Raw genomic sequence first — 341 nt, forward strand, 5'->3', positions numbered from 1 at the left:
ACGATGCCGACCGCGACGATAATCGTCGCCGCGACCAGCACCGCGGTGATATCGGGCCGGTAGTCGAACCCGCGACGCAGCGCGGGCAGCTGGTGGGCGAACAGCACCGCCGCCACCACGCCGAGGTACATGCCGACGCCACCCATCCGCGGGATCGGCTTGACGTGCACGTCGCGCTCGCGTGGGACGGCGACCGCGCCGAAACCGATGGCAAGCACCCTGATCCCGCCGGTGGCGAGGAAGGTGACCACCGTGGAGACCAACAGCACCAGCAGCAGCTCACGCAGCGGAACGACGGCACCGGAACTACCCAACGCGTGAACCGCGATCACTCGCGATAC

Annotated in this window: 1 pseudogene; it reads right to left on the reverse strand. The window is 68.6% G+C overall.

Annotated elements, in window-relative coordinates:
- Positions 1-314: pseudogene (locus GV790_RS29335) on the reverse strand (undecaprenyl-phosphate alpha-N-acetylglucosaminyl 1-phosphate transferase); the annotation flags it as partial.
- Positions 315-341 lie beyond the last annotated feature (27 nt).

This window comes from Nocardia cyriacigeorgica, from assembly GCF_010858045.1.
Classification (GTDB): Bacteria; Actinomycetota; Actinomycetes; order Mycobacteriales; family Mycobacteriaceae; genus Nocardia; species Nocardia cyriacigeorgica_E.